This window comes from Bradyrhizobium sp. SRS-191 (assembly GCF_024586915.1).
Taxonomy (GTDB): Bacteria; Pseudomonadota; Alphaproteobacteria; order Rhizobiales; family Xanthobacteraceae; genus Bradyrhizobium.
This window is the reverse complement of the sequence record NZ_JANBVS010000002.1, coordinates 430,568-453,244: the sequence shown is the minus strand read 5'-3', so window position 1 is coordinate 453,244 and position 22,677 is coordinate 430,568. Positions and strand designations below refer to the sequence as shown.

The 22,677-nt window shown below is 67.0% G+C and carries 22 protein-coding genes; 10 read left to right on the top strand and 12 right to left on the bottom strand.

Translation table 11 applies throughout. The features are described from left to right. The 5 genes from NLR35_RS05870 to NLR35_RS05850 all read right to left on the bottom strand — a co-directional run bounded on the left by NLR35_RS05870 (position 1) and on the right by NLR35_RS05850 (position 3,557). Positions 1–297: a hypothetical protein gene (locus NLR35_RS05870; RefSeq protein ID WP_257165605.1), complete on the bottom strand. Its 297-nt coding sequence runs from the start codon at positions 295–297 to the stop codon at positions 1–3. After that, complete coding sequence (gene gatA, locus NLR35_RS05865; protein ID WP_257165604.1) at positions 288–1,763, bottom strand: Asp-tRNA(Asn)/Glu-tRNA(Gln) amidotransferase subunit GatA; 1,476 nt, start codon at positions 1,761–1,763, stop codon at positions 288–290. Before gatA ends, NLR35_RS05870 begins: the two co-directional genes overlap by 10 nt. Next, the gene (locus tag NLR35_RS05860) at positions 1,760–1,993 is read right to left on the bottom strand and encodes a hypothetical protein (RefSeq protein ID WP_257165603.1); all 234 of its coding nucleotides are present in this window, start codon (positions 1,991–1,993) and stop codon (positions 1,760–1,762) included. The genes gatA and NLR35_RS05860 overlap by 4 nt, the downstream gene beginning before the upstream one ends. 79 nt (positions 1,994–2,072) lie before the next feature. Continuing rightward, the gene (gatC, locus tag NLR35_RS05855; RefSeq protein ID WP_257165602.1) at positions 2,073–2,360 is read right to left on the bottom strand and encodes an Asp-tRNA(Asn)/Glu-tRNA(Gln) amidotransferase subunit GatC; all 288 of its coding nucleotides are present in this window, start codon (positions 2,358–2,360) and stop codon (positions 2,073–2,075) included. 120 nt (positions 2,361–2,480) lie between these two features. Beyond that, the gene (locus NLR35_RS05850) at positions 2,481–3,557 is read right to left on the bottom strand and encodes a nitronate monooxygenase family protein (protein ID WP_257165601.1); all 1,077 of its coding nucleotides are present in this window, start codon (positions 3,555–3,557) and stop codon (positions 2,481–2,483) included. Positions 3,558–3,924: 367 nt separating this feature from the next. Here NLR35_RS05850 and NLR35_RS05845 point away from each other — a divergent pair, with 367 nt between their 5' ends. After that, complete coding sequence (locus tag NLR35_RS05845; RefSeq protein ID WP_257165600.1) at positions 3,925–4,860, top strand: cyclase family protein; 936 nt, start codon at positions 3,925–3,927, stop codon at positions 4,858–4,860. Positions 4,861–5,150: 290 nt separating this feature from the next. Here the strand turns inward: NLR35_RS05845 and NLR35_RS05840 are convergent, their stop codons facing one another. Then, positions 5,151–6,725: an ABC-F family ATP-binding cassette domain-containing protein gene (locus tag NLR35_RS05840; protein WP_257165599.1), complete on the bottom strand. Its 1,575-nt coding sequence runs from the start codon at positions 6,723–6,725 to the stop codon at positions 5,151–5,153. A 201-nt stretch (positions 6,726–6,926) separates the two neighbouring features. Here NLR35_RS05840 and ruvX point away from each other — a divergent pair, with 201 nt between their 5' ends. Continuing rightward, positions 6,927–7,412: a Holliday junction resolvase RuvX gene (gene ruvX, locus NLR35_RS05835; protein ID WP_257165598.1), complete on the top strand. Its 486-nt coding sequence runs from the start codon at positions 6,927–6,929 to the stop codon at positions 7,410–7,412. Between the two features lie 3 nt (positions 7,413–7,415). Further along, entirely contained in the window at positions 7,416–8,345 is a 930-nt protein-coding gene (locus NLR35_RS05830; RefSeq protein ID WP_257165597.1) for an AEC family transporter, read from the top strand. On the opposite strand, the gene NLR35_RS05825 is transcribed toward NLR35_RS05830, so the two are convergent. From NLR35_RS05825 to NLR35_RS05810, 4 genes are all read right to left on the bottom strand, one after another. Then, positions 8,342–9,082, bottom strand: a complete 741-nt coding sequence (locus NLR35_RS05825; protein WP_257165596.1) for a CPBP family intramembrane glutamic endopeptidase — start codon at positions 9,080–9,082, stop codon at positions 8,342–8,344. The genes NLR35_RS05830 and NLR35_RS05825 overlap by 4 nt on opposite strands. 76 nt (positions 9,083–9,158) lie before the next feature. Then, positions 9,159–9,983: a CPBP family intramembrane glutamic endopeptidase gene (locus tag NLR35_RS05820; RefSeq protein ID WP_257165595.1), complete on the bottom strand. Its 825-nt coding sequence runs from the start codon at positions 9,981–9,983 to the stop codon at positions 9,159–9,161. Continuing rightward, positions 9,980–11,623 (bottom strand): acyl-CoA dehydrogenase family protein, encoded by a 1,644-nt coding sequence (locus NLR35_RS05815; RefSeq protein WP_257165594.1) that lies wholly within the window; start codon positions 11,621–11,623, stop codon positions 9,980–9,982. The genes NLR35_RS05820 and NLR35_RS05815 overlap by 4 nt, the downstream gene beginning before the upstream one ends. Before the next feature lie 21 nt (positions 11,624–11,644). Next, the gene (locus tag NLR35_RS05810) at positions 11,645–12,322 is read right to left on the bottom strand and encodes a M15 family metallopeptidase (protein ID WP_257165782.1); all 678 of its coding nucleotides are present in this window, start codon (positions 12,320–12,322) and stop codon (positions 11,645–11,647) included. A 184-nt stretch (positions 12,323–12,506) separates the two neighbouring features. Between NLR35_RS05810 and NLR35_RS05805 the strand changes: the two genes are divergently transcribed. The 5 genes from NLR35_RS05805 (at position 12,507) to dprA (ending at position 18,145) form a co-directional block, all read left to right on the top strand. After that, positions 12,507–13,460: an aspartate carbamoyltransferase catalytic subunit gene (locus tag NLR35_RS05805; protein ID WP_257165781.1), complete on the top strand. Its 954-nt coding sequence runs from the start codon at positions 12,507–12,509 to the stop codon at positions 13,458–13,460. 24 nt (positions 13,461–13,484) lie between these two features. Then, positions 13,485–14,786: a dihydroorotase gene (locus NLR35_RS05800; RefSeq protein WP_257165593.1), complete on the top strand. Its 1,302-nt coding sequence runs from the start codon at positions 13,485–13,487 to the stop codon at positions 14,784–14,786. 30 nt (positions 14,787–14,816) lie between these two features. Beyond that, positions 14,817–15,413 (top strand): glycerol-3-phosphate 1-O-acyltransferase PlsY, encoded by a 597-nt coding sequence (plsY, locus tag NLR35_RS05795; protein ID WP_257165592.1) that lies wholly within the window; start codon positions 14,817–14,819, stop codon positions 15,411–15,413. Positions 15,414–15,637: 224 nt separating this feature from the next. Beyond that, positions 15,638–16,966 carry a patatin-like phospholipase family protein gene (locus NLR35_RS05790; RefSeq protein WP_257165591.1) on the top strand — a complete coding sequence of 443 codons (1,329 nt, stop codon included), beginning with the start codon at positions 15,638–15,640 and terminating at the stop codon, positions 16,964–16,966. 60 nt (positions 16,967–17,026) lie between these two features. After that, positions 17,027–18,145 (top strand): DNA-processing protein DprA, encoded by a 1,119-nt coding sequence (dprA, locus tag NLR35_RS05785; RefSeq protein WP_257165590.1) that lies wholly within the window; start codon positions 17,027–17,029, stop codon positions 18,143–18,145. Between the two features lie 3 nt (positions 18,146–18,148). On the opposite strand, the gene NLR35_RS05780 is transcribed toward dprA, so the two are convergent. Then, the gene (locus NLR35_RS05780) at positions 18,149–18,547 is read right to left on the bottom strand and encodes a helix-turn-helix domain-containing protein (protein WP_257165589.1); all 399 of its coding nucleotides are present in this window, start codon (positions 18,545–18,547) and stop codon (positions 18,149–18,151) included. Positions 18,548–18,644: 97 nt separating this feature from the next. Between NLR35_RS05780 and NLR35_RS05775 the strand changes: the two genes are divergently transcribed. Beyond that, positions 18,645–19,253 carry an FMN-dependent NADH-azoreductase gene (locus tag NLR35_RS05775; RefSeq protein WP_257165588.1) on the top strand — a complete coding sequence of 203 codons (609 nt, stop codon included), beginning with the start codon at positions 18,645–18,647 and terminating at the stop codon, positions 19,251–19,253. Between the two features lie 223 nt (positions 19,254–19,476). On the opposite strand, the gene NLR35_RS05770 is transcribed toward NLR35_RS05775, so the two are convergent. Next, on the bottom strand, positions 19,477–19,641 hold the full coding sequence (locus NLR35_RS05770; RefSeq protein ID WP_008964912.1) for a hypothetical protein: 165 nt from the start codon (positions 19,639–19,641) through the stop codon (positions 19,477–19,479). Between the two features lie 269 nt (positions 19,642–19,910). Between NLR35_RS05770 and topA the strand changes: the two genes are divergently transcribed. Beyond that, positions 19,911–22,673 (top strand): type I DNA topoisomerase, encoded by a 2,763-nt coding sequence (topA, locus tag NLR35_RS05765; protein ID WP_257165587.1) that lies wholly within the window; start codon positions 19,911–19,913, stop codon positions 22,671–22,673. The last annotated feature ends 4 nt before the right edge of the window (positions 22,674–22,677 follow it).

The window sequence follows — 22,677 nt, the reverse complement described above, 5'->3', positions numbered from 1 at the left end:
TCAACTCCCCATCAGCGCGGAGACGATCCGCTCGAATTCGATATCCAATGCATCTGTCGCCACCGGCTGCCCCGCCTGGCGGTACCAATAGCCGGCATTGCCGAGGTCGCCCTCGACGCGATGCAGATGCGCGTGCGCCCAGGCCGCATCGCGGCCGGTCTCGTCCTGAATGATCCTGTGCGCCCGGTCCCAATCGCCTTTCGCCAGCCACCACAGGCCGGTAAGCACGGGCGACAGGCCGGCGGCGGGCTTATCGCCCGCGAGGCTCCTGTTGAAATCGGCTACGCCTACCACCACCGGACCGGCGTGAACCGTCCCGCCGCCTGCTCGATGACCTCGCCGAGCGAGAACAGCGTTTCCTCGTCGAACGGACGGCCGATCAGCTGCAGGCCGAGCGGCAGGCCCTGCGCATCCTTGCCGGCCGGCACCGCGATGCCGGGAAGGCCGGCCATGTTCACCGTCACTGTAAAGATGTCGTTGAGATACATCTCGACCGGGTCGGCGCCGCCCTTCTCGCCGATGCCGAAGGCGGCCGATGGCGTCGCCGGCGTCAGGATCGCGTTGACGCCCTTGGTGAAACAGTCCTCGAAATCCTTCTTGATGAGGGTCCGGACCCGCTGCGCCCGGATGTAATAGGCGTCGTAATAGCCGGCCGACAGCACATAGGTGCCGATCATGACGCGGCGGCGGACCTCGGCGCCGAAGCCCTCGGCCCGGGTGTTCTCGTACAACTCGCCGATGGACTTGCCGGGCACCCGCAGGCCGTAGCGGACGCCGTCATAGCGGGCGAGGTTCGAGGACGCCTCCGCAGGGGCCACGATGTAATACGCCGGCAGCGCGTATTTGGTGTGCGGCAGCGATACCTCGACCAACTCGGCGCCGGCGGCCTTCAGCCAGGCCGCGCCCTCGGCCCACAGCTTCTCGATCTCGGCCGGCATGCCGTCGAGACGATATTCCTTGGGAATGCCGATCTTCATGCCCTTCACGGACTTGCCGATCGAAGCCTCGTAGTCCGGCACGGGAATGTCGACCGAGGTCGTGTCCTTCGGGTCGTGCCCGGCCATCGAGCGCAGCAGGATCGCAGCATCACGCGTCGAGCGCGCGATCGGCCCGGCCTGGTCGAGCGACGAGGCGAAGGCGACGATGCCCCAGCGCGAGCAGCGGCCATAGGTCGGCTTGATGCCGACGGTGGCGGTGAACGCGGCGGGCTGGCGGATCGAGCCGCCGGTGTCGGTCGCCGTCGCGCCCATGCAGAGCAGCGCCGCCACCGCAGAGGCCGAGCCGCCGGACGAGCCGCCCGGAACCAGCGTCGTGTTGGAGCCCTCGCGGCGCCAGGGGTTGCCGACCGGGCCGAAGCACGAGGTCTCATTCGACGAGCCCATCGCGAACTCGTCATTGTTGAGCTTGCCGAGCATCACGGCGCCGTCGCGCCAGAGCTGCGAGGTGACGGTCGACTCGTAAGTCGGCACGAAATTGCCGAGGATCTTCGAGCACGCCGTGGTGCGGACGTCCTTGGTCGCGAACAGATCCTTGATCCCGAGCGGAATGCCGGCGAGCGGCCCGCCTTCGCCCTTGCCGATCCTGGCGTCGGCCTCGCGCGCCATCGCGCGCGCCTGATCCGGCGTCTCCATCACGAAGGCGTTGAGCGCGCGCGCGTCTTCCATCGCCTTGAGATGGGCGTCGGTCAGCTCGAGCGACGTGAAGGTCTTGCTGTCGAGACCCTTGCGGGCCTCGGCGAGCGTCAGCGAAGTCAAATCGGTCATTTGTTGATCGGGCTGCAGAAGAACGGGGAAAGCGTCTTGTCGTCGGCGGCATCGTCGGCGAAGAACTTGTTGTTCGCCGGCTTGGCCTTATTGGCATTGGCCGCCTCGAGCTGGTCGAGGATCTCGTTGACGGTCTTGTCCGGATCGGCGGCCTGGCCCTGCCGCTCCATCGCGTCGAGATAGTCCATATAGGCCTTGTAGGCCGCTTCATCGTCGCAGAGCATGCACATCGGCGTCGGCTCGCTTGTCGGTTGGAGGAGCAGATGGCGCGCGAGGAGCGCGCCGACCTGCCTCGGCTATTCCACCTGGCTATTCCACGACCTTCGGCACGAGAAAGAAGTTGTTCTCGGTCATCGGCGCGTTCTTGATGATGTCGTCCGCGATCTCGCCGTCCGTGACGACGTCCTGGCGCTTCTTCATCGCCATCGGGGTCACCGAGGTCATCGGCTCGACGCCCTCGACATTGACCTCCGAGAGCTGCTCGACGAAGGCCAGCATCGCATTGAGCTCGCCCTGCAGATGCGGGACCTCGGCGTCAGTGACAGCGATCCGCGCCAATTGCGCGATCTTGCGGACGGTGGCGGCATCGACCGACATTATATAGAGCCTCACGAAAAATAGTGAACCCGCCCTATAGCAGAGCCCGCTTTCGCGCCGCAACCGGCTGGCTTCAGGGTTTTCCGGGGCGCCGCCCTGCCCTCGACGTTTCCCGCGGCGTCAGCCCGCCAGCTTCGCGAGGCGTGCGAGCGCCTGCTCCGCCAGCGTCCGCGTCAATCCGGCCGCCGGTATCTCGCGCCCGAGCGGCAGCGCCTGGCCGGCCCAGAGATTGGTGAAATCGACCTTGCCCTGCTTCTCCGCGGCCGCCTTGAGCGGGCCGAGCGCGGTCGCGGCATGCGGGAACGCCGGCGCGTCCGGCGAGATCGGCCCGACCTCGCGCATCACCCGGTTGGCGACGCCGCGGGCCAGCCGGCCGGTCATCACGTTGGTGATGACGGTGGATTCGTCGTCAGCCGCCGCGAGAGCGGCACGGGCCATGACGCTGACCTTCGATTCGGGACAGCGCAGATAGGCGCTGCCGATCTGCACGCCGGAGGCGCCGAGCGCGAACGCCGCCGCGATGCCGCGCGCATCCGCAATGCCGCCGGCCGCGATCACCGGCACCTTCACCGCATCGACGACCTGAGGCACCAGCGCAAAGGTGCCGACCTGCTCGGCGAGCTTGTCGGTCAGGAACATGCCGCGATGGCCGCCGGCCTCCGCGCCCTGCGCGATGATGACGTCGGCGCCGTTTTTCTCCAGCCACACCGCCTCGCGCACGACCGTGGCCGAGGCCATGACGACCGCACGGGTCGCCTTCACACGTGCCAGCAGCGTCGGCTCCGGCAAGCCAAAATGGAAGCTGATGATCTCCGGCTTCAGCTCCTCGACCACGGCGCACATCGCCGCATCGAACGGCGCGCGGTTTGCGGCCGCGACCGGAGCCTCGGGATCAACGCCGTACTCTTGATAATACGCACCGAGCCGCCTCTTCCACCCGGCCTCACGCGCCGCGTCGGCCTCGACGGGCGTATGGCAGAAGAAGTTCAGGTTGATCGGCGCCGAGACGCGCTGGCGGATGATGTTGACCTGCTCGCGCACCTTGTCGGGGCTGAGCATCGCTGACGGCAGCGAGCCGAGCCCGCCGCCTTGCGCGACCGCGATCACCAGATCGGCATCCATCACCCCCGCCATCGGGGCGAGCACGATCGGGTGCTCGGTCTTGACGAGGTCGAGGAAGCGGCGATCGGGCCACATGGGCTGCTCCTTGTGCGTGCTTGTTCTTGGCCGGGACGTGTTCTTAGCCGAGACGTTTTCTTAGCCGAGACGTTTTCTTAGCCGAGACGTGGCGATCGGATCGACCTCACGAATGCAGTGCGACACTACTCCCGTGCGTGCGCCAGCAACAGTCTGGAGTGCCGGCGAGAACCCGACGCATTGCACCTATTCCGCGTCGTGAAACCATGTCGCAAGGCGGTTGCCGCTCGGCAATATCGTCAGATGCGACACTCCGGCACAGTGCAACGCAAACGCGAAAAACAACTTTGAACAGCGTCGACCTCAGTTAGAATGCGGCGCTGGCCAGCGCGAAAACAACAAACATCAACATGTCGGAGGAAATGCGATGCGCAACGCGTTCGTGTTGTGCTGCTCGATCGTCATGATCGGTGCGGTCGGGACGGCTCATGCTCAGGACTGGACGAAGTCGAAATGGGGGCCGAACGACGAGATCGGCGCCGCCAACTACATGACGCCGGAACTGGTGGTCAAAGCCGCCTCGCTGGTGAAGACCGGCAAGACCTACCCGCTCGGGATGATCATCGACTCCAAGACCCCCGCCTATCCGCCGCGCTCGTTCAAGATCACGGTGGTGCAGCCGGGACAGGCCGGCATTCCCGGCCTCGGCCCGAACAAGGCGACCTATAATGACGACATCGTCGAGGGCTGGGTCGGCGTCGGCAGCCAGCTCGACGGTCTCGGCCATCTCGGCATCGAGCACGTCTATTACAACGGCAACAAGCTGCTCGACTTCGCCGACCCGACCGGTCTGAAGAAGCTTGGCATCGAGAAGGTGCCGCCGCTGGTGGCGCGCGGAGTGCTGCTCGACATGGCTGCCTATTACAACACCGACGTGGTCAAGGAAGGCACCGCCTTCAACGTCAAGGAGATCGAGGAGGCCGCCAAGAAACAGGGCGTCGAGATCCGGCAGGGCGATATCGTCATCTTCCACACCGGCTGGCTCGGTCTGATCGGCAAGGACGACAAGCGCTACGGCGCCGGTGAGCCGGGCCTTGGCGTCGAGGGCGCGAAGTACCTGACCTCGAAGGGCGTGGTCGCCGTCGGCGCCGACAATTGGGCGGTGGAGGCGATCCCGTTCGAGTCCAACAACCTGTTCGAGGTGCACCAGATCCTGCTCGCGATGAACGGGACCTACATCCTGGAGAACATGGACACCGCCGCGCTGGCCAAGGACAAGGGCTACGAGTTCCTGTTCGTCCTGGGCCAACCGCGCTGGCGCGGCGGCGTCCAGGGCAACATCAACCCGATCGCGATCCGGTAGCGGCCTCACCTCTCCCGGTTGGAGCGAGTGCGATCGCACAGAAAGACTCCGGGCCGCCCGCGACGAGTTGCACAGCGAGTTGGTTACTCCGTCATGCCCGGGCTCGTCCCGGGCATCCACGTCGTTCCGAGGATGCCGATCGACGTGGATGGCCGGGACAGGCCCGGCAATGACGCTCCGGGACGGAGAGCCCCAAACAAACTCCCATCGTCATATGCGAGTGCTTCGCGCTCAGCGGCGAGAGGTGCCGCCCTTGGGTGGTACACCGATCGGCACTGATGATCAGGCGTTCAGCCTCTGACCACGAACTCCTCTTCGACACCGATCGCCGCGAGAAACGACCGGTCGTGACTGACGACGAGCAGCGCGCCGTCGAAGGCGCGCAGCGCCTGTTCCAGGATCTCGATCGAAAAGATGTCGAGATGGTTGGTCGGCTCGTCCAGCAGCAACAGCGAGGGCGGCTGCTCGCCGCCGAACGTGCAGGCCAATCCGGCGCGCAGCCGCTCGCCGCCGGACAGCGTCTCCACCCTCTGCTCGGCGTCGTGGTTGCGGAACGCGAAGCGCGCGCAGGCCGCATGCGCGGCCTCGCGGCTGAGCGCCGGATGCAGCCGGCGGAAATTGCCGATGATGCTGTCGCCGCGATCGAGCAGCGCGACATGCTGGTCGAGCATGGCGATCCCCTCCGCGCGCCGGAGCGTGCCGCCGGACAATGCAATGGCGCCGATCGCCGCGCGCAGCAGCGTGGTCTTGCCGGCGCCGTTCCGTCCGGTCACCGCGATCCGCTGACGCCCTTTGATTTGCAGCGTCCAGGGGCCGAAGCTGCGGTCGCCCGCTCTCACGACCACGTGGTCCATGACCAGGAGCTCCGTCCCGGCGCCGAGCCCGGTCGGCGGCAGCACCATCGAGAGCGGCGTCAGCACCTCGACCTGCCGGCGCGCCTGGTCGCGCTGCTCGGTCGCTGCCGTGACCATGCGCTCGGCGAGCCGTTGCGAGCGGCCGCCGGTGGCCTCCGCCCGCTCGGCGCGCGCACCGAGCAGCAGCTTCGGCGCCGAACCGCTGGCAGCGAAGGCACGGCCGGCCTTGTCCTTGCGCGCCTTGGCCTCGCGCTGGCGCTGCACGGCGCGGCCCACGTCGCGCAGATGCGCATCGGCACGTTCCAGCGTCGCGTCCGCGCGGGCCCGCGCTTCGTCGCGGGCCTGCACGAACATCGACCAGCCGCCGCCGACGATGTGTACGCCGACCGGCGTCAGCTCGACGATCCGGTCCATCAGCTCGAGCAGCGCGCGGTCGTGGCTGGCGACCAGCACGCCGCCACGCCAGCTCTGCACCAGGCGGCCGATCGCAGCGCGGCCGTCGGCATCGAGATTGTTGGTGGGCTCGTCGAGCAGCAGCAGGTCCGGCGCCTCGATCAGCAGCCGGGCGATGCCGATGCGCGTCCGCTCGCCGCCGCTCAGCGAGTCGATCGCGCGATCGAGCGCCGCGCCGGGCAGCCCTGCCCCGAGCAGCGCCTCGTCGACGCGGCCCGGCAGGCTCCAATCGGCGTTAGCGAGATCAACGTCACTACCCTGCCCGGCGACGATCCGATCGAGCGTCGCGAGCGCGCCGGAGACGCCGAGCGCCTCGCTCACGCGCAGTCCGGGATCCCAATACTGCGCCAGCAGCCCGAGCGCGCCGGTGCGCGTGACCGTTCCCGCGGCGGGCTCGCACAACCCCGCGACGATCCGGAGCAAGGTCGACTTGCCCGAGCCGTTGCGGCCGACCAGACCGATGCGTTCGGCGCCGATCGAAAGGGAGAGGTTGTCGAACAGACGATGGTGATCAGGTGTCGCGGCAGAGACCGCATCGAGCGTCAGAAAGGAGGGCATGAGCAACCGTGACGGCAGAGGACACAAAGCGGCGGGCTAAGCTGGTCCTGCGATCCACGGCACCACTCCTGTTCACGGTACGATGCTCCATATAGGCCGATCGCAGTGCAGCGACAACCCGAGCCGTCCACTCCAGCCAAACCTCAAGACATGCGTCGCGCCTGCTGGCCCGTTGCCGACCCGCGTGCTAAGCGGCGCGCCATGCCCGCTCCCATTCTTCCTCTCATCGAAGCCGCCGCCCGCTGGCCCGAACGCGGCGCGCTCGTCGGCCTCGATCTCGGCACCAAGACGATCGGCGTTGCCGTGTCCGATCCGGACCGGAAACTCGCCACCGGCGTCGAGACCATCCAGCGCAAGGCGTTCAAGGCCGATGCCGCGCGGCTGCTCGCGATCTGCGCCGAGCGCAAGGTGGTCGGCTTCGTGCTCGGCCTGCCCATCAACATGGACGGCAGCGAAGGGCCGCGGGCGCAATCGACCCGCGCCTTTGCACGCAACCTCGCCGGCCTCACCGACCTGCCGATCGGCCTGTGGGACGAGCGGCTGTCGACGGCGGCCGTCGAGCGCGAGCTGATCGGCATGGATGTCAGCCGCGCCAGGCGCGCCGAGGTGATCGACACCCATGCGGCGATCTTCATTCTGCAAGGCGCGCTCGACCGGCTCGCGACGCTGCGCCAGTCCGGCCGCTAGCCCATGAGCCCCGTCGTTGCGGCGCTCGCGCCGGTGTTCCTGCTGATCGTGCTAGGGTTCGGCCTGCGACGCAGCCTGATCCGGCTCGACACGCAATGGCATGGGCTCGAGCGGTTGACTTATTATGTGTTGTTTCCGGCGCTGCTGCTGCAGAGCCTGGTCAAGGCCGATCTGAGCAAAGTCCCGGTGGCTGGCATCGGCGGCGCGCTGTTCCTGGCAATGCTGGCCATGTCCGCGCTATGTCTCGCGCTGCGGCCCCTGCTCGCCCGTTCCGGCGTCGACGGCCCGGCCTTCACCTCGATCTTCCAGGGGGCGACGCGCTGGCAGACCTATGTTGCGCTCAGCGTCTCCGGCAGCCTGTTCGGTCCGACCGGGCTTGCCGTGGCCTCGGTGGGCATGATCGCGATCATCCCGATGGTCAACGTGTTCAGCGTCGCCGTTCTCGCCCATTATGCCTCTCCGACCCGGCGCTCGATGGGCGAGATCGTCGCGACGATCGTCCGCAATCCGCTGATCTGGGCCTGCATCGTCGGGCTCGTGCTCAACCTGGTGCATCTGCCGCTGCCGAAGCTCTGGCATGACGCCGCCGACGCGCTCGGCCAGGCGTCGCTGCCGATCGGCCTGCTGGTGACCGGCGCGGGCCTGCATTTCGAAGGCCTGCGGCGCGCCGGACCTGCGGCCGCACTCGGCGTCGCGCTCAAGCTGGTGCTGATGCCGATCCTTGCGATCGGGCTCGCGGCCTGGTTCGGCGTCAGCGGCCCGAGCCTCGCGGTGGTCGCCATCTGCGCGGCGGTGCCGACCTCGCCCAGCGCCTATGTGCTCGCCAAGCAGATGGGCGGCGACGCGCCGCTGCTGGCCCAGATCATTTCGCTGCAGACGGTGCTCGCCGCGCTGACCATGCCGCTCTTCATCGCACTGGTCGGCACGGGCTAGGTGAGCAGACCGATGATCAAGTACGAATAGATGTTGTTAGCGGAGTGCACGACGACCGTGAGCCAGGTCGAGCCGCTGCGAAGGCGGTAATAACCCAGCACGAGGCCGATCACGAAGATCTCGAACACGCCGAACCAATTGTACTGGGTGTGGCAAATGGCCCAGAAAGCCGCCGTGAGCACGATCGCCCCGGCCGGCCGTAAAAACGACTCGGACCAGCCGCGGAGCATGAAGCCCCGCACCGCGAATTCCTCGACGATGGGAGCTGCGATGCAGCCCATCACCAGGTAGAAGAACAGCGTCAGCGGACCATCGCGGCGCGCGCGACCGAATTCAGCGAGCACACCCGCGTCGAGCGTCTCCCCCATCGATTGTCCGATGAAGCTGACGATGTGGATGACGGCCAGCATGACGAGCAGGGCGAGAACGAGGTCTTGCGCCGTTGGCCAGCGCAAGGCGAGATATTCGGAGAACCGCCGACGTGCCCAGCGCACCGCGAACCAGATCCCGGCAAGCTCGCCGGGAACGCTGCCGATCCCCGCAGCCGTCTTCCAGTAGACGTGAGTCATCATCTGCTCATAGGCGCCCTCCATCGGGACGCGGTGAACGAGCAGCAGGACGACCAGCGTCACGAATCCGCCGAGCAATGAGGCCAAGGCCGCGAGCAGCGTGAACCCCAGCGTCCCGAAAAAATACCAGGTACGCGGCGCCTTGGTTGCCCGAATGGCATCGGTCATGATGATCCCCGGATGTTGCGGAGCATGGTCGCGCGGAAGACCGAGGTAAGCAACGAGGGCCTCCGGGATCGCTCAATCACCCGTTGCCGCTCGCCAGCCACATCGTCTGAATCGTGGCGGCGAGGTTGTTGAGGCCGTGCAGCACCATGGTCAGATAAAGGGAGTGGGTGCGATAGCGCAGATAGCCGAACCACACGCCCAGCGAAAACACGTTCAGCAAAGCGAACCAGTCGTATTGAAGATGCAGGACGGTCCAGACCGCTGATGACAGCAGGATGGCCCCGGGCACCCGCAGGAAGGAGTCCGACCAGCCGCGATAGAGAAAGCCGCGCGCCATAAGCTCTTCCGACACCGGCGCCGCGACGCAGAAGGCGATGACCATCAGCCAGACCACGCCGTCGCCCTTCGCGGTCTTCAGGATGTCCACCATGAAGCTCGACGACGAGTCGCCGCGTCCGGTCAGATGCGCCGCCAGTTCCCAGCAGCTCAGGATCACGACCATGCCGACCACGCCGAGGGCGAAATTCTTCCAGCCGGTCCAACGCAGGCCGAGATAGTCGGCGAACGACCTGCGGGTGTGGCGGACGGCGAAGTAGATCGGGAGCAGGATCGCCGGCACACCCATGATCGCCGACAGCGACACCGTGAGCGACCGGCTCGCGATCTGGACCGCGGCCGTCTGAAGCTCGACCGCGCCCGTGAACGCGCCGTCATGGCGCAGCAGCAGATAGATGATCGGCGTCAGCTGACCGACGAAGAAGAGGACGATGATGAGGAGACCCCACAACGTCGTCCGCCAGAAGCCGAGCGTGCGCGGCTGATGCTGGGCCGGAGCAACCTGCTGCGGCGGCTGGAGCGGATCGAGGGAATCGATGACGGCGGTGTCGGGAGTGTCGGTCAAGGCAGGGCGCGCTCCAGCAGGGCACGGATGGCGGCGGGATCGAGATCGACGGCGCCATACATGCTCGGATGAACGTTGGCGAGCCGCGTGGCGGCGAACAGCTCGGCGTGAGCGGGCGTCACCGCATTGAGCGCGGCCGCGGCCGCCAGCAGCGCCAACGTCTCGACGGCCAGCCGTGCGACACGCTCGCCGTCGCCGCGCCGGAAGGCCTTGCCGATCATGGCGACCGCGTCCGCTGCGCCGGGCAGAGCACGCGTCTCCTCGGCCAGGGCTTTCAAGACCGCAGTCGCCGCCTCCGCCTCGCGCGACAGCGCGCGCAGCACGTCGAGGCACATCACATTGCCCGAGCCTTCCCAGATCGCGTTGACGGGCGACTCCCGGAAGTGGCGCGCGAGCAGGCCGTCCTCGACATAGCCGTTGCCGCCGAGGCACTCCATCGCCTCGTAGAGAAACGGCGGCGCGCTCTTGCACACCCAGTATTTGATCGCGGGCGTCAGCAACCGCATGTACGCCGCCTCGGCCGGATCCTCGTGCATGCGATCGAACGCGCGGCACAGCCGCATCACCAGCGCCACCGTCGCCGCGACGTGAAGGGCCATGTCGGCGAGCACCGACTGCATCAGCGGCTGGTCGGCGAGATGCTTCTGGAACACGCTGCGATGACGCGCGTGATGCAGCGCATGCGCCAGCCCCGAACGCATCAGGCCGGCGGACGAGATCGCGCAATCCTGCCGCGTCAGTTGCACCATCTGGATGATGGTGCTGATGCCCCTGCCCTCCTCGCCGACGCGCTCGGCGTAAGCGCCCGCGAACTCGACCTCGGAGGATGCATTGGAGCGATTGCCGAGCTTGTCCTTGAGGCGCTGGAAGCGGAGCGCATTGATCGATCCGTCCGGCGCAAAACGCGGCATGAAGAAACAGGTCAGGCCGCCCTCGGCTTGCGCCAGCACCAGGAAGGCGTCGCACATCGGCGCCGACATGAACCATTTGTGCCCGGTGACGCGATAGCCGTCGCCGGAGCGTTCGGCGCGGGTCATGTTCGCACGCACGTCGGTGCCGCCCTGCTTCTCGGTCATGCCCATGCCGAGCGTCATGCCGCGCTTCCGCCACCACGGCGCAAACGCAGCATCGTAGTTGCGTGTCGCGATGACAGGCATCGCCTTGGCCAGCAGGTCAGGCTGCGACGCCAGCGCCGCGACGGAGGCGCGCGTCATGGTGACCGGACAGAGATGACCACTCTCGACCTGCGAAGCGACGTAGAACTTCGCCGCGCGCACCACCTCGGAGCTGCCGCCGGCGGGCTTGCCTTGCGCCGTCCAGGTCGAATTGTGCAATCCGGCCGCAGCCGATCGCGCCATCATGTGATGATAGGCCGGATGAAACTCGACCACGTCCCGACGAAAGCCCTTGGCATCGAAAGTACGCAGCTTCGGCGTATTCTCGTTGGCGAGCCGGCCCTGCTCCGCCATCTCAGCCGTGCCCCACAGCTCGCCGAACGCGCTGAGCTCCTGCTCGGCGCCGACGCCGCCATTCGCCTTCACGGCGTCGATCAGCGGCCGGTCCACCGTGAACAGGTTCACGTCCTCGAATGGCGGCGACTGGTTGAAGACCTCGTGGGTCGCGTGGAAAGACTGGGTCATGGCCTTGCCTGTGCGAATCGACTATCGGCGCGGCCGAATGGGGAAAACATAAGTGGTCGTGTCCGCGCCCGGCAGCGAAAAGTGCCACCACTCCCTGGCATAGTTCACAAAACCTTGCCGCGCCATCACGGTCACCAGCTCATTGCGCCAGCGCCGCTGCTGCGGCGTCAGGTCTTGCGCGGCGGTATGAGCCTTGGGGTCCAGACAATCATAGCCCGTTCCCATGTCGACGCTGCCTTCGGGCGCACGCAGCGCCGCCGGCGCCGTGCAGTCAGCATAGTCCTTGGCCGGATCGAACGCGGCGGAATTGTCGGCCGCGAGCTCGACGAGCGTCAGATCGATCGCCGCACCTGTGGAATGAGCGGAACGCAGGGCGATGTAGCCGAGACGGAACAAGTCCTGCTTGGCGACATGCGGATTGTAGCGGCGAGCGGCAGCGGTCTCGCCGTCCTGCGACCAGGCCAGCATCTCCGCGACGGCACGCACCGGCCGGTAGCAGTCGAGCATCTTCAGGGACAGACCGCGCGGCCGCAACTCGGCCTGGATCGCCTTCAGCCGCAGCCCCACCTTGCGCGTCACGATACATTCGGCCGCGTCGTACCCTGGAAGGCGGCGCCCGACGAAATTGTTGCTGCCGGCATAGCGGATGTCCTGGAGGATGGTCGGATCGATGTCGCGGAGGTAGGCGAAATCCGCCATCAGGGTCGCCGCCGAGGCCGGCGCAAGGCTCGCCAGCAGGATGCCCGATCCGAGCAATCTTCCGGCAGCGATCAACCGCCACCCTGCAGGCCGCCGCAAGCCGCGAGACGGAACGGGGGATAACTCGGAACCCCGGCTTTCGGCCTTGCCCGCCATGGAAACCGCGCCTATAGCTCTGGCTTTAATGGCAACCTCTCCGAAATCGACTTTCGTCCTCGGGCACCGGCATTTGCTGGGAATCGAGGGCCTTTCCGCCCACGACATCACCGGTCTCCTCGACCTGTCCGAGGAGTATGTCGAACTGAATCGTCAGGTCGACAAGAAGCGCACCGTGCTGCGCGGCCGGACCCAGGTCAACCTGTTCTTCGAGGCCTCGACGCGGACGCAATCCTCGTTCGAGCTTGCCGGCAAGCGGCTCGGCGCCGACGTCATGAACATGTCGGTGTCGTCCTCGTCCATCAAGAAGGGCGAGACCCTGGTGGACACCGCCGTCACGCTCAATGCGATGCATCCGGACATCCTGGTGGTCCGCCACCACGCCTCCGGCGCGGTCGAGCTTTTGGCCCGCAAGGTCGACGGCTCCGTGATCAATGCCGGCGACGGCGCGCATGAGCACCCGACCCAGGCGCTGCTGGATGCGCTGACCATCCGCCGCAACAAGGGCCGCATCGAGGGCCTCGTGATCGCGATCTGCGGCGACGTGCTGCATTCGCGCGTGGCGCGCTCCAACATCCTCCTGCTGAACACGATGGGCGCGCGCGTCCGCGTCGTCGCGCCCTCCACCTTGCTGCCGCCGGGCATCGAGCGGATGGGCGTCGAGGTCGCACGCGACATGCGCGAGGGGCTCAACGGCGCCGATATCGTCATGATGCTACGGCTGCAGCGCGAGCGCATGAACGGCTCCTTCGTGCCGTCCTCGTCGGAGTACTTCCAATATTTCGGACTGGACCAGAAGAAGCTCGCTTACGCTAAGCCCGATGCGCTCGTGATGCATCCCGGCCCGATGAACCGCGGCGTCGAGATCGACTCCATCGTCGCCGACGGCGCGCAGTCGCTGATCCGGGAACAGGTCGAAATGGGTGTCGCCGTGCGCATGGCCGTGCTCGAGGCGCTGGCCCGCAACCTGCCCAATGCTTGATTTGAGACCTCGGGACGAAACGACATGCTGACCGATCGCCGCCCGATCCTGCTCGCCAACGCGCGCGTCATCGATCCCTCCCGCGACATCGACGGTCCCGGTGACGTGCTGATCGCCGACGGCGTCATCCGCGACCTCAAGCGCGGCATCGGCGCCGCCGGCGTGCCGGAAGGAACCGATGTCATCAACTGCGCCGGCCAGATCGTCGCGCCAGGCCTGGTCGACATCTGCGCCTTCGTCGGCGAGCCGGGCCTCGGCCATCGCGAGACGTTCGCAAGCGCCAGCCAGGCCGCCGCCACCGGCGGCATCACCACCATCATCTGCCAGCCCGGCACCGAGCCGGTCATCGACAACTCCGCCACCGTCGACTTCGTGCTGCGCCGCGCCCGCGACACCGCCATCGTCAACATCCAGCCGATGGCGGCGCTGACCAAGGGCCTGCGCGGCGAGGAGATGACGGAGATCGGCCTGTTGCGCGCCGCCGGCGCAGTCGCCTTCTCCAATGGCCACACCAGCGTGATGAACGCGCAGGTGATGCGGCGCGCGCTGACCTACGCGCGCGACTTCGACGCCCTGATCGTGCATCACACCGAGGATCCGAACCTCGTCGGCGAAGGCGTCATGAACGAAGGCGAGTTCGCCTCGCGCCTCGGCCTCTCCGGCATTCCGCCTGCGGCCGAAGCCGTCGTGCTCGAGCGCGACATGCGTCTCGTCGCCCTCACCAAGGGCCGCTACCACGCGGCTGCGCTGAGCTCGGTGGACTCGCTCGACGTCCTCAAGCGCGCGCGCGACGCCGGCCTTGCCGTGAGCGCCTCGGTGTCGATCAACCATGTCACGCTGAACGAGAACGACATCGGTCCCTACCGCACCTTCCTCAAGCTGACGCCGCCGCTGCGCACCGAGGTCGACCGCCGCGCGCTGGTCGAGGCACTGGCGTCCGGCCTGATCGACGTGATCATGTCCGACCACAATCCGCAGGACGTCGAGGTCAAGCGGTTGCCGTTCGCGGAGGCCGCGAGCGGCGCGGTCGGCCTGGAGACGATGCTGTCGGCCGCGCTCCGGCTGGTGCACAGCGGCGAACTGAGCTGGACCACCTTGATCCGCGCGATGTCGACTCGCCCGGCGGAACTGCTCGGCCTGCCCGGCGGCACCTTGCGCGCGGGCGCGCCGGCCGACATCATCGTGATCGATCCGGATGTGCCCTGGATCCTCGATCCCGCCGACTTGAAATCACTGTGCAAGAACACGCCGTTCGACGAGGCCCGCTTCACCGGCCGCGTGGTCCGCACCATCGTCGGCGGCCGCACCGTGTTCGAACATGTCTGACGCACGGCATCGCGCGCAAGGAGTTGTGTGATGGGTTCCGAAGCCTTCCTCCCGGTCGCTCTCATCATCGGCTATCTGTTCGGCTCGATCCCGTTCGGCCTGATCCTCACCAGGCTCGCCGGTACCCAGGATCTGCGCAGCATCGGTTCCGGCAACATCGGCGCCACCAATGTGCTGCGCACCGGCCGCAAAGGGCTTGCAGCCGGAACCCTGCTCGGCGATGCGCTGAAGGGCACGGCCGCCGTCATCGTCGCCGGCTATCTCGGTGGTCCCAACGCCGCGATGATCGCGAGCCTCGGCGCATTCCTCGGCCACCTGTTCCCGGTGTGGCTGAAATTCCGCGGCGGCAAGGGCGTCGCGGTCTATATCGGCATCCTCATCGGCCTGTTCTGGCCCGGCGCGATCTTCTTCTGCCTGGTCTGGCTCGCGACCGCCTTCGCGTTCCGCTACTCATCACTTGCTGCACTCGTCGCGAGCGTGCTGACACCGATCATGCTGTGGGCTTTCGGCCACACTGCGTTGGCCGCGTTGTTTGCCCTGCTCACCTTGTTGCTCATTTACATGCATCGCGAAAACATCAAGCGCTTGCAGGGCGGCACAGAGAGCAAGATCGGCGCTAAGAAGTAATCACTCCGGACAAATACGGAGCAAATGCGCACATCCTGTGTCTCGCCCTGAAATTACAGCGGCAACGCAGCAACACCGCCACATCATCAGCTAATAAGTTAACGCCGACTCTGGTGTGAATCATGATTGCCTGTCATGATTCCGGCATCTGAACACGCAAGACCAATTCAAGCGGCTCGCGGCTTCCCCGCGATCACCGCACTGAGGAGGAGTCGGCGCAGCAAATGTCCACACCCATTCGATCGAGCGCCAGCGCCCTCCTCTCCGCGGCCCAGATCTGGTCGACCGACGACCCGTTCGCATCCGCCGGCAACACCGCTGAACCGACACAGGCCGCAGCGATCGAGCCGCCGGCGCACGACCTCGCAGCCGATCCGATGGCCGAGAGCCCGGCTGCCCCGATCGCATCAACGGCCGCGACCACGCCATCCGAGAGCGCCACGGCCGTCGTCGAGATGATGATCGCCGCCACGGGCTCGACCGCCACCACCGAGCCAAAGGCCGCCGACGCGCCGGAGCGATCCCTGGCCGAGACCATCGCGAACGCCAAGCTGCCGCCGCCGCCGCGCGTGTGGCCGCCGCGCAAGCTGTCGCTGGCGCTGCAGGGCGGCGGAACCTTCTCGGCCTTCACCTGGGGCGTGCTGGACCGCCTGCTGGAGGAGCCGGCCTGCGATTTCGACACGATCAGCGGCGCCAGCGCCGGCGCGATCAACGCGACGCTACTCGCCAGCGGGCTGGCCAGCGGCGGCCGCGACGAAGCCCGCGGCCGGCTGGCCGAGTTCTGGACCGGGCTTGCCGATGAGGCCTCGTTCCGCGCGCTGATGCTGATCGGCGGCTATTCGCCGGCCAGCAGCGCGGTCTCGTTCGGCACGGGATTGCGCGGCGGACGCGCCGATCCGCTCGATCTGGCGCCGCTCCGCGACATCCTCACCGCGACGATCGATTTCGCCGCCGTGCAGAGCGCAAGCGCGCCGCGCCTGCTGCTCGCGGCCACCCGGATCCGCGATGGCCAGCCGCAGATCTTCCGCAACGGCGACATCACGCCGGACGTGCTGCTCGCCTCAACCTGCCCGGCCCAGATGCATGCGGCCGTCGAGATCGACGATGAAAGCTATTGGGACGGCGGCTACGCCGCCAACCCGCCGCTGATCCAGATTGCACATGAGTCCAGCGCAGCCGATCTGCTCGTCGTTCAGGTCACGCCGGCGCGGGACGGCCATGTGCCGATGACCTCAGCCGCGATCGATCGCCGCCTCGACCAGATCGCAGCCAATGCCGTGCTCAACGCCGAGCTTGCGGCGCTCGAATGGGCCCGCAGCGACGGCCTGCACCCGCCCCGCCTGCATCGGCTCGCCGCCGAGGACGAGATCGAGTCCCTGGCGCAGCGCGAGGCCACCGACTTCGGCAGCGACTTCATCGCCATGCTGCATCAACGCGGGCGCGAGGCAGCGGACCGCTGGCTGCGCGAGGCCCCCGCCGGCACCATGCCGGCCATCGCGGAGGAGCGGCCGGCCACCTCGACTGAGGAGGCGCGCGAGGTCGCTCCGGCGTAGCGCGCCCTCTTCCATGCGTCCTCGGGTTGCTCCATGCTGGCCCTGTTCGAGGAGGCTGGCGTGGACGCAATCAATACGACCATCGAGCTGAGCGAAACCGAGCGGCGCGACCGGCTGCGCCTGATCCGCTCCGACAATGTCGGCCCGCGCACCTTCCGCGCGCTGCTCGACCAGTTCGGCACCGCCCGCGCCGCGCTCGACCGTCTGCCGGACCTGGCTCGCCGCGGCGGCGCGGCGACGAGCGGCCGGATCTGCACTGTGGGCCAGGCCGAAGCCGAGCTCGAAGCCTGCAAAAGCCGGGGCGTCCAACTCCGGGCACCGGACGAGGACGGCTATCCGCCGCGCCTCGCCACCTGCGAGGATGCGCCGCCGCTGCTCGCCGTCCGCGGCCCCCGCGACAGCCTGATGCGCCCGATGATCGCCATCGTCGGCTCGCGCAATGCCTCCGCGGCCGGGCTCAAATTCGCCGGCCAGATCGCCCATGAGCTCGGCCAGGCCGGCTTCGTCATCATCTCCGGCCTGGCGCGCGGCATCGATCAGGCCGCGCATCGCGCGAGCATCAGCAGCGGCACGGTCGCCGTTCTCGCCGGCGGCCACGACCGCATCTACCCGCCGGAGCATGTCGATCTGCTCGGCGCCATCGTCAACGGCAGCGGCGCCGCCATCTCCGAGATGCCGCTCGGACACGAGCCGCGCGCCCGCGACTTCCCCCGCCGCAACCGGCTGATCTCGGGCGCCTCGCTTGGCGTCGTCGTGGTCGAGGCCGCGCATCGCTCGGGCTCGCTGATCACCGCCCGGATGGCTGGCGAACAGGGCCGCGAGGTGTTCGCCGTGCCGGGCTCGCCGCTCGATCCCCGCTCGGCCGGCACCAACGACCTGATCAAGCAGGGTGCCACGCTCGTCACCGAGGCCGCCGATGTGATCCAGGCAGTCGGGCCGATCCTGGAGCGGCCGCTGCCCTTGTCGCTGCGCGAACCCGACGAGGAGCTGTTCGCGCCCGATCCCGAGAACCACGACCGCGCGCAGATCACCGCCCTGCTCGGCCCGACGCCGGTGTCGATCGACGACCTGATCCGGCTCAGCGGCCTGTCGCCCGCAGTGCTGCGCATGGTGCTGCTGGAGCTCGAGCTGGCCGGCCGGCTGGAGCGTCATGGCGGCGGGATGGTGTCGCTCACCTGACGCTCAGCCGCCATCCTTGCGTGCATCGAAGCGCGAGCGGGCCTGCTCGATCTGCTCCTGGTGCTGGATGGCCCAGTGCCCGAGCGCCTGCACCGGCTGCGACAGGCCGCGGCCGAGATCGGTCAGCTCATAGTCGACCCGCGGCGGGATGGTCGGAAACACCGTCCGCGTCACCAGCCCGTCGCGCTCCAGCCCGCGCAGCGTCAAGGTCAGCATGCGCTGGGAGATGCCGCCGACGAGGCGCTTCAGCTCGTTGAAGCGCTTCGGTCCGTCCTGCAGCATCATGATGACGAATACGCTCCATTTGTCGCCGACACGCGCCAGGATCGAGGCCACGCCCCGGCAGTCATTCGGCCCCGGCTGCGCCGGAAGGTCAGGATCATCGCTGTCAGCAAGTGTCACGGCTGTGCCCGGGTTTCAAAAATGTGCGTTCTTGTGGGGTTACAGCACAGTCACTCATAGTGCGCCAGTTACAAACCAGTACTGAGGTGACTGACCTATGACCCAACTGCTCCATGTCGACTCCAGCGTGCTCGGCCCCAATTCCGTTAGCCGTCAGGTGTCGGCCGCGATCGTCACTCGCCTGCGCGAGCTCACGCCCGGTCTCGAGCTCACCTACCGGGATCTCTCAGCTACGCCGTTGTTGCACCTGTCCGGAGCACATATGGCGATTGCTCATGGCGCCGCGATCACAGACCCTGCGGTGCAGGCGGACGTGGCCGCCGGGCAAGCGGTGCTCGACGAGTTTCTCCGCGCCGATATCGTCGTGATCGGCGCACCGATGTACAATTTCTCCGTCCCGAGCCAGCTCAAGGCCTGGATCGATCGCATTCTGGTTCCGGGCAAGACATTTAAGTATGGCGCCAATGGCCCGGAGGGTCTCGTCGGTGGCAAGCGCGTCATCGTCGCGCTGTCACGCGGCGGCTTCTACGGCTCCGCCCCCATGGCAGCGCTCGAGCATCTCGAAACCTATCTGCGTGGTGTGCTCGGCTTCATCGGCGTGACGGCGCCTGAATTCGTGGCCGCCGACGGCATCATGGTCGGACCCGAGCAACGCGAGCAGGCGCTCGCACATGCGCTGAAGACCGTGAGCGACCTCGCGGCCTGAGAGACTTCGGCGACTGCCGCAACAAGGCGCAGGCAGTCGCCGACCGTATTGACCTGAACGAAATCACCCCTTCGGGCGCAGCTCTCCCAGAGCGCGCGGGAAAGCACGCTGCACCCGCCGCTCTCCGTCGCTGCAGGCTTGTCAGCCAACCGCGTCTCTGTTCCGACAAGAACTCAGCCAAGACGAAGCGACCACCGTGGCGACGCCGTGAGCGCGACCAAGATCAGCTCAGCCTGCGCTTGCTGCGCAGCCTGAGATGCTCCTCGGCTTCGAGATTGGCCATGCGCAGGAGGTAGTCGAGCATGTCCAGGTTATGGCGTTGCGCGAGCTGCGACAGGCTCGCCGTGACCTCGGCAATCAGCGCCGCCGCGGCATCGGGATCCTCCATCGACTCTTCTATATCCTGGTCGCGTCTGTCCGCTTCCTTGACCAATCGACCTATCCCATGACGGGTATTTAAGGAAAAACATCGGAAAAAGAGCACGGTTCCAATGGCGCTCCCTACAACCTGATAGGTACTTCCCCAGTGGGACGCAATCGACTTTCGGGGCCCCCCGATTTGACAGGAACCCCCTCACCACCCATGTTCGGGTCAACGGGCCGAGCGCGAATCCCGCGAAACCGGCTTCGACCCCTCCACTAAGTCATTGGAAATACATGAATATCGTCATCGTGGAGTCGCCTGCCAAGGCCAAGACGATCAATAAGTATCTGGGCTCCTCCTATGAGGTTCTGGCCTCGTTCGGCCATGTCCGCGACCTCCCTGCGAAGAACGGCTCGGTCGATCCGGAAGAAAATTTCCGGATGATCTGGGAGGTCGACCCCAAGGCCGCCGGCCGACTCAACGATATCGCCAAGTCCCTGAAGGGCGCCGACCGCCTGATTCTCGCGACCGACCCTGATCGTGAGGGCGAGGCGATCTCCTGGCACGTGCTCGAGGTCATGAAGGAGAAGCGCGCGCTGAAGGATCAGAAGATCGAGCGCGTCGTCTTCAATGCGATCACCAAGCAGGCCGTCTCCGAGGCGATGAAGAATCCGCGCCAGATCGATGGCGCCCTGGTTGATGCCTACATGGCGCGCCGCGCCCTCGATTACCTCGTGGGCTTCACGCTCTCCCCCGTGTTGTGGCGCAAGCTGCCGGGCGCGCGCTCGGCCGGCCGCGTGCAGTCGGTGGCGCTGCGCCTCGTCTGCGATCGCGAGCTCGAGATCGAGAAGTTCGTTCCGCGCGAATACTGGTCGCTGATCGCAACCTTGGCGACACCGCGCGGCGACACGTTCGAGGCCCGCCTCGTCGGTGCCGACGGCAAGAAGATCCAGCGGCTCGACATCGGGACCGGTGCGGAAGCCGAAGACTTCAAGAACGCGCTCAACGCGGCGAGCTACACGGTCGCGACCGTCGACGCCAAGCCGGCGCGCCGCAATCCGCAGGCGCCCTTCACCACCTCGACCCTGCAGCAGGAGGCGAGCCGCAAGCTCGGCTTCGCGCCGGCGCATACGATGCGCATCGCGCAACGCCTCTATGAAGGCATCGACATCGGTGGCGAGACCACCGGTCTCATTACCTATATGCGTACCGACGGCGTGCAGATCGCGCCTGAGGCGATCACCCAGGCGCGCAAGGTGATCGGCGAGATCTACGGCAACAAATACGTGCCGGACAGCCCGCGCCAGTACCAGACCAAGGCCAAGAACGCCCAGGAAGCGCACGAGGCGATCCGACCGACCGACCTGTCGCGCAAGCCGGCCGAGCTGCGCAAGCGGCTCGATGACGACCAGGCCAAGCTCTATGAGCTGATCTGGACCCGCACCATCGCCAGCCAGATGGAGTCGGCCGAGCTGGAGCGCACCACCGTCGACATCATCGCCAAGGCGGGCGGCCGCACCCTGGAGCTGCGCGCCACCGGCCAGGTCGTCAAGTTCGACGGATTCCTCGCGCTCTATCAGGAAGGCCGCGACGACGAGGAGGACGAGGACAGCCGCCGCCTGCCGCAGATGAGCCCGAACGATCCGCTCAAGCGCCAGAATCTCGCGGTGACCCAGCACTTCACCGAGCCGCCGCCGCGGTTCTCCGAGGCCTCGCTGGTCAAGCGCATGGAAGAGCTCGGCATCGGCCGGCCCTCCACCTATGCCTCGATCCTCGATGTGCTGAAGGCGCGCGGCTATGTGAAGCTGGAGAAGAAGCGGCTGCACGGCGAGGACAAGGGCCGCGTCGTGATCGCGTTCCTCGAAAACTTCTTCCGCCGCTATGTCGAGTATGATTTCACGGCGGACCTGGAGGAGCAGCTCGACCGCATCTCCAACAATGAGATCGCCTGGCAGCAGGTACTGAAGGATTTCTGGACCGGCTTTATCGGCGCCGTCGACGACATCAAGGACCTGCGCGTGGCGCAGGTGCTCGACGCGCTCGACGAGATGCTCGGCCCGCACATCTATCCGCCGCGCGAGGATGGCGGCGACGTCCGACAGTGCCCGACCTGCGGCACCGGCCGGCTCAATCTGAAGGCCGGCAAGTTCGGCGCCTTCGTCGGCTGCTCCAACTATCCGGAGTGCCGCTACACCCGCCCGCTCGCCGCCGACAGCGAGGCCGCGGCCGATCGCATGCTCGGCCAGGATCCGGATTCCGGCCTCGAGGTCGCGGTCAAGGCCGGCCGGTTCGGGCCCTACATCCAGCTCGGCGAGCAGAAGGACTATGCCGAAGGCGAGAAGCCGAAGCGCGCCGGCATCCCGAAGGGCACGCAGCCCTCCGACGTCGATCTCGATCTGGCGCTGAAGCTGCTGTCGCTGCCGCGCGAGATTGGCAAGCATCCGGAAACGGGTCTGCCGATCACCGCCGGACTCGGCCGCTTTGGACCGTTCGTGAAGCACGACAAGACCTATGCCAGCCTGGAGGCCGGCGACGAGGTGTTCGACATCGGCCTCAACCGCGCCGTCACCCTGATCGCCGAGAAGGTGGCCAAGGGCCCGAGCAAGCGCTTCGGCGCCGACCCCGGCAAGGCGCTGGGTGACCATCCGTCGCTCGGCCCGGTCGCCGTGAAGGCCGGTCGCTACGGCGCCTATGTCACCGCGGGTGGCGTCAACGCCACCATCCCCGGCGACAAGGAGAAGGACACGATCACGCTCGCCGAGGCGATCGTGCTGATCGACGAGCGTGCGGCCAAGGGCGGCGGCAAGGCGAAGGCTCCGAAGAAGGCTGCGAAGCCCAAGTCCTCTTCAAGCAAGGCGGCTACTAAGCCGAAGGCCGGAGGCGACGACGACACGCCGAAGCCTGCGAAGAAGGCGGTCGCCAAGAAGGCAGCGGCCAAGCCGAAGTCAGAGTCCACCAGCAAGGCGCGTGCGCCGGTTGCCAAGGCCGCCAAGACCTCGGCCAAGCCTGCCACCAAGGCCACGCCCAAGAAGAGCGCCGGCAAGGCCCGCGGATGAGAAA

Coding starts and splice junctions, on each gene's coding strand:
- NLR35_RS05860 (WP_257165603.1), bottom strand. CDS start 1,993: ATGTGCATGCTCTGCGACGATGAAGCGGCCTACAAGGCCTATATGGAC.
- NLR35_RS05840 (WP_257165599.1), bottom strand. CDS start 6,725: ATGCCCTCCTTTCTGACGCTCGATGCGGTCTCTGCCGCGACACCTGAT.
- NLR35_RS05810 (WP_257165782.1), bottom strand. CDS start 12,322: ATGGCGGATTTCGCCTACCTCCGCGACATCGATCCGACCATCCTCCAG.
- gatA (WP_257165604.1), bottom strand. CDS start 1,763: ATGACCGATTTGACTTCGCTGACGCTCGCCGAGGCCCGCAAGGGTCTC.
- NLR35_RS05770 (WP_008964912.1), bottom strand. CDS start 19,641: ATGGAGGATCCCGATGCCGCGGCGGCGCTGATTGCCGAGGTCACGGCG.
- NLR35_RS05815 (WP_257165594.1), bottom strand. CDS start 11,623: ATGACCCAGTCTTTCCACGCGACCCACGAGGTCTTCAACCAGTCGCCG.
- plsY (WP_257165592.1), top strand. CDS start 14,817: ATGGGTTCCGAAGCCTTCCTCCCGGTCGCTCTCATCATCGGCTATCTG.
- NLR35_RS05825 (WP_257165596.1), bottom strand. CDS start 9,082: ATGACCGATGCCATTCGGGCAACCAAGGCGCCGCGTACCTGGTATTTT.
- topA (WP_257165587.1), top strand. CDS start 19,911: ATGAATATCGTCATCGTGGAGTCGCCTGCCAAGGCCAAGACGATCAAT.
- gatC (WP_257165602.1), bottom strand. CDS start 2,360: ATGTCGGTCGATGCCGCCACCGTCCGCAAGATCGCGCAATTGGCGCGG.
- NLR35_RS05805 (WP_257165781.1), top strand. CDS start 12,507: ATGGCAACCTCTCCGAAATCGACTTTCGTCCTCGGGCACCGGCATTTG.
- NLR35_RS05830 (WP_257165597.1), top strand. CDS start 7,416: ATGAGCCCCGTCGTTGCGGCGCTCGCGCCGGTGTTCCTGCTGATCGTG.
- NLR35_RS05800 (WP_257165593.1), top strand. CDS start 13,485: ATGCTGACCGATCGCCGCCCGATCCTGCTCGCCAACGCGCGCGTCATC.
- NLR35_RS05845 (WP_257165600.1), top strand. CDS start 3,925: ATGCGCAACGCGTTCGTGTTGTGCTGCTCGATCGTCATGATCGGTGCG.
- NLR35_RS05790 (WP_257165591.1), top strand. CDS start 15,638: ATGTCCACACCCATTCGATCGAGCGCCAGCGCCCTCCTCTCCGCGGCC.
- NLR35_RS05775 (WP_257165588.1), top strand. CDS start 18,645: ATGACCCAACTGCTCCATGTCGACTCCAGCGTGCTCGGCCCCAATTCC.
- ruvX (WP_257165598.1), top strand. CDS start 6,927: ATGCCCGCTCCCATTCTTCCTCTCATCGAAGCCGCCGCCCGCTGGCCC.
- NLR35_RS05850 (WP_257165601.1), bottom strand. CDS start 3,557: ATGTGGCCCGATCGCCGCTTCCTCGACCTCGTCAAGACCGAGCACCCG.